Below are 4855 nucleotides of genomic sequence, written 5' to 3' on the forward strand. Positions count from 1 at the left end.
CAACTTCGCGTATCCAAAACAACTCCGAGTTGTAAGGTTAAGACTCTCGGTTCATTAGTATCAGTTAGCTCAATGTATCACTACACTTACACACCTGACCTATCTACGTCTTAGTCTCAAACGGACCTTACTGATTCTCATCAGGGAAAACTCATCTCGAGGCTAGTTTCGTGCTTAGATGCTTTCAGCACTTATCTATTCCGCACGTAGCTACCGGGCAATGCAATTGGCATCACAACCCGAACACCAGCGGTGCGTTCACTTCGGTCCTCTCGTACTAGAAGCAAACCCTCTCAATTTTCCTACGCCCATGGCAGATAGGGACCGAACTGTCTCACGACGTTCTAAACCCAGCTCGCGTACCACTTTAAACGGCGAACAGCCGTACCCTTGGGACCTACTTCAGCCCCAGGATGTGATGAGCCGACATCGAGGTGCCAAACACCGCCGTCGATATGAACTCTTGGGCGGTATCAGCCTGTTATCCCCGGAGTACCTTTTATCCGTTGAGCGATGGCCCTTCCATTCAGAACCACCGGATCACTATGACCTACTTTCGTACCTGCTCGAGCCGTCACTCTCGCAGTCAAGCTAGCTTTTGCCATTGCACTAACCTCCTGATGTCCGACCAGGATTAGCTAACCTTCGTGCTCCTCCGTTACTCTTTGGGAGGAGACCGCCCCAGTCAAACTACCCACCAGACAGTGTCCCTTACCTCGATTCAGAAGTATAGGTTAGAACATCAAACATTAAAGGGTGGTATTTCAAGGTCGACTCCACACACACTGGCGTGCATGCTTCTTAGTCTCCCACCTATCCTACACATTAAGGCTCAATGTTCACTGTCAAGCTATAGTAAAGGTTCACGGGGTCTTTCCGTCTTGCCACGGGTACACCGCATCTTCACGGCAATTTCAATTTCACTGAGTCTCGGGTGGAGACAGCCTGGCCATCATTACGCCATTCGTGCAGGTCGGAACTTACCCGACAAGGAATTTCGCTACCTTAGGACCGTTATAGTTACGGCCGCCGTTTACTGGGGCTTCGATCAAGAGCTTCTGCTTACGCATAACCCCATCAATTAACCTTCCAGCACCGGGCAGGCGTCACACCGTATACGTCCACTTTCGTGTTTGCACAGTGCTGTGTTTTTATTAAACAGTTGCAGCCAGCTGGTATCTTCGACTGATTTCACCTACATCCGCACGGGATTTCAATTACCATCAGCGTGCCTTCTCCCGAAGTTACGGCACCATTTTGCCTAGTTCCTTCACCCGAGTTCTCTCAAGCGCCTGAGTATTCTCTACCTGACCACCTGTGTCGGTTTCGGGTACGATTAACTATAACCTGAAGCTTAGAGGATTTTCCTGGAAGCAGGGCATCAATTACTTCACTACCTTAGTAGCTCGTCATCACGCCTCAGAGTTTCAGTGACCGGATTTGCCTAATCACACCCCTACACGCTTAACCCACCATCCAATAGGTGGTAAACCTAGCCTTCTTCGTCCCCCCATCGCAGTTATAGCCAGTACGGGAATATTAACCCGTTTCCCATCAGATACGCCCTTCGGCCTCTCCTTAGGGGTCGACTCACCCTGCCCCGATTAACGTTGGACAGGAACCCTTGGTCTTCCGGCGAGCGGGCTTTTCACCCGCTTTATCGTTACTTATGTCAGCATTCGCACTTCTGATACCTCCAGCATGCCTCACAACACACCTTCTACGGCTTACAGAACGCTCCCCTACCCAATACACTTACGTGCACTGCCGCAGCTTCGGTGCATAGTTTTAGCCCCGTTACATCTTCCGCGCAGGCCGACTCGACTAGTGAGCTATTACGCTTTCTTTAAATGATGGCTGCTTCTAAGCCAACATCCTAGCTGTCTAAGCCTTCCCACTTCGTTTCCCACTTAACTATGACTTTGGGACCTTAGCTGGCGGTCTGGGTTGTTTCCCTCTTCACGACGAACGTTAGCACCCGCCGTGTGTCTCCCATGATTAAACTTGTCAGTATTCGGAGTTTGCATCGGGTTGGTAAGCCGGGATGGCCCCCTAGCCGAAACAGTGCTCTACCCCCAACAGTTACTCATGAGGCGCTACCTAAATAGCTTTCGGGGAGAACCAGCTATCTCCCGGTTTGATTGGCCTTTCACCCCCAGCCACAGGTCATCCGCTAATTTTTCAACATTAGTCGGTTCGGTCCTCCAGTTAGTGTTAACCAACCTTCAACCTGCCCATGGCTAGATCACCGGGTTTCGGGTCTATACCCTGCAACTTAACGCACAGTTAATACTCGGTTTCCCTTCGGCTCCCCTATTCGGTTAACCTTGCTACAGAATATAAGTCGCTGACCCATTATACAAAAGGTACGCAGTCACACATACCCAACGGTATATGCTCCCACTGATTGTACGTACACGGTTTCAGGGTCTATTTCACTCCCCTCCCGGGGTTCTTTTCGCCTTTCCCTCACGGTACTGGTTCACTATCGGTCAATCAGGAGTATTTAGCCTTGGAGGATGGTCCCCCCATCTTCAGACAGGATATCACGTGTCCCGCCCTACTCTATAAGCTTCCACATAATCTACTTTCATGTACGGGACTTTCACCCTCTATCGTGCGACTTTCCAGACGCTTCCACTAATACATTATGCTACCCGCTTGGGCTGCTCCCATTTCGCTCGCCGCTACTTTGGGAATCTCGGTTGATTTCTTTTCCTCGGGGTACTTAGATGTTTCAGTTCTCCCGGTTCGCCTCATCTGACTATGTATTCATCAGATGATAGTGCAGTCACCTGCACTGGGTTTCCCCATTCGGACATCAACGGTTATAGCGCCTTTTATCGGCTCACCGTCGCTTTTCGCAGATTAACACGTCCTTCATCGCCTCTGATTGCCTAGGCATCCACCGTGTACGCTTAATTTCTTAACCTTACAACTCACAGTTGTCTTGGTTTCAATTACGCTTTTTTCTCTTTTCTACTTCACCACATCTATACTTACATACAAATGCTTTCCGTAAAAACGAGAACTCGTTTCTTTCAGCTTGTTCCTAATTGTTAAAGAGCATTATCTTTCTATTTACTCTTTCAAGTAAATACAAACATAATTTTATTCAAAAGAGACATCTTAATGGTGGAGCTAAGCGGGATCGAACCGCTGGCCTCCTGCGTGCAAGGCAGGCGCTCTCCCAGCTGAGCTATAGCCCCATTATCTTCACTTCTTCAACATATCAAGCATCTTCGCTCATTACCGTTGAATTGGTGGGTCTGAGTGGACTTGAACCACCGACCTCACCCTTATCAGGGGTGCGCTCTAACCACCTGAGCTACAGACCCAATAAAGTGACTCTTTCTAAACAAACAATCTGTGTGAACACTTACGAGCGCTTCGTAAGGAGGTGATCCAACCGCAGGTTCCCCTACGGTTACCTTGTTACGACTTCACCCCAGTCATGGACCACACCGTGGTAAACGCCCTCCCGAAGGTTAAGCTATCTACTTCTGGTGCAACCCACTCCCATGGTGTGACGGGCGGTGTGTACAAGGCCCGGGAACGTATTCACCGTGACATTCTGATTCACGATTACTAGCGATTCCGACTTCATGGAGTCGAGTTGCAGACTCCAATCCGGACTTAGACGTACTTTATGAGGTCCGCTTGCTCTCGCGAGGTCGCCTCCCTTTGTATACGCCATTGTAGCACGTGTGTAGCCCTGGTCGTAAGGGCCATGATGACTTGACGTCGTCCCCACCTTCCTCCGCTTTATCAACGGCAGTCTCCTTTGAGTTCCCGGCCAAACCGCTGGCAACAAAGGATAAGGGTTGCGCTCGTTGCGGGACTTAACCCAACATTTCACAACACGAGCTGACGACAGCCATGCAGCACCTGTCTCACAGTTCCCGAAGGCACTCTCGCATCTCTGCAAGATTCTGTGGATGTCAAGACCAGGTAAGGTTCTTCGCGTTGCATCGAATTAAACCACATGCTCCACCGCTTGTGCGGGCCCCCGTCAATTCATTTGAGTTTTAACCTTGCGGCCGTACTCCCCAGGCGGTCGATTTATCGCGTTAGCTTCGGAGCCCATCACTCAGGGCAACAAACTCCAAATCGACATCGTTTACAGCGTGGACTACCAGGGTATCTAATCCTGTTTGCTCCCCACGCTTTCGCATCTCAGCGTCAGTATCTGTCCAGAAGGCCGCCTTCGCCACCGGTATTCCTCCACATCTCTACGCATTTCACCGCTACACGTGGAATTCTACCTTCCTCTACAATACTCCAGATAACCAGTTTTAAGTGCAATTCCTAGGTTGAGCCCAGGGCTTTCACACCTAACTTAATTATCCGCCTACATGCCCTTTACGCCCAGTCATTCCGATTAACGCTCGCACCCTCCGTATTACCGCGGCTGCTGGCACGGAGTTAGCCGGTGCTTCTTCTGTAATTAACGTCAATTGATGCACCTATTAGATACACCACCTTCCTCACTACCGAAAGTACTTTACAACCCGAAGGCCTTCTTCATACACGCGGCATGGCTGCATCAGGGTTCCCCCCATTGTGCAATATTCCCCACTGCTGCCTCCCGTAGGAGTCTGGACCGTGTCTCAGTTCCAGTGTGGCTGGTCATCCTCTCAGACCAGCTAGAGATCGTCGCCTTGGTGAGCCCTTACCCCACCAACTAGCTAATCCCATATGGGTTCATCAAATGGCGCATGGCCCGAAGGTCCCATGCTTTGGTCTCTCAACATTATGCGGTATTAGCAGTCGTTTCCAACTGTTGTCCCCCTCCATTCGGCAGATCCCCATACTTTACTCACCCGTCCGCCACTCGTCATCAAGTGCAAGCACT

At 50.3% G+C, this 4855-nt stretch carries 2 tRNA genes and 2 rRNA genes; all 4 read right to left on the minus strand.

The features are described 5' to 3' along the window. Positions 1 to 33: 33 nt before the first annotated feature. Positions 34 to 2932: ribosomal RNA gene (locus A9G09_RS07110) — 23S ribosomal RNA — on the minus strand. 201 nt (positions 2933 to 3133) lie between these two features. Continuing rightward, positions 3134 to 3209, minus strand: a tRNA-Ala gene (locus A9G09_RS07115). 52 nt (positions 3210 to 3261) lie between these two features. Then, a tRNA-Ile gene (locus tag A9G09_RS07120) sits at positions 3262 to 3338 on the minus strand. Between the two features lie 55 nt (positions 3339 to 3393). After that, positions 3394 to 4855 (minus strand): 16S ribosomal RNA (locus tag A9G09_RS07125); the annotation flags it as partial.

Source organism: Gilliamella sp. wkB292, assembly GCF_001690235.1.
GTDB classification, from domain to species: Bacteria; Pseudomonadota; Gammaproteobacteria; order Enterobacterales; family Orbaceae; genus Gilliamella; species Gilliamella apicola_F.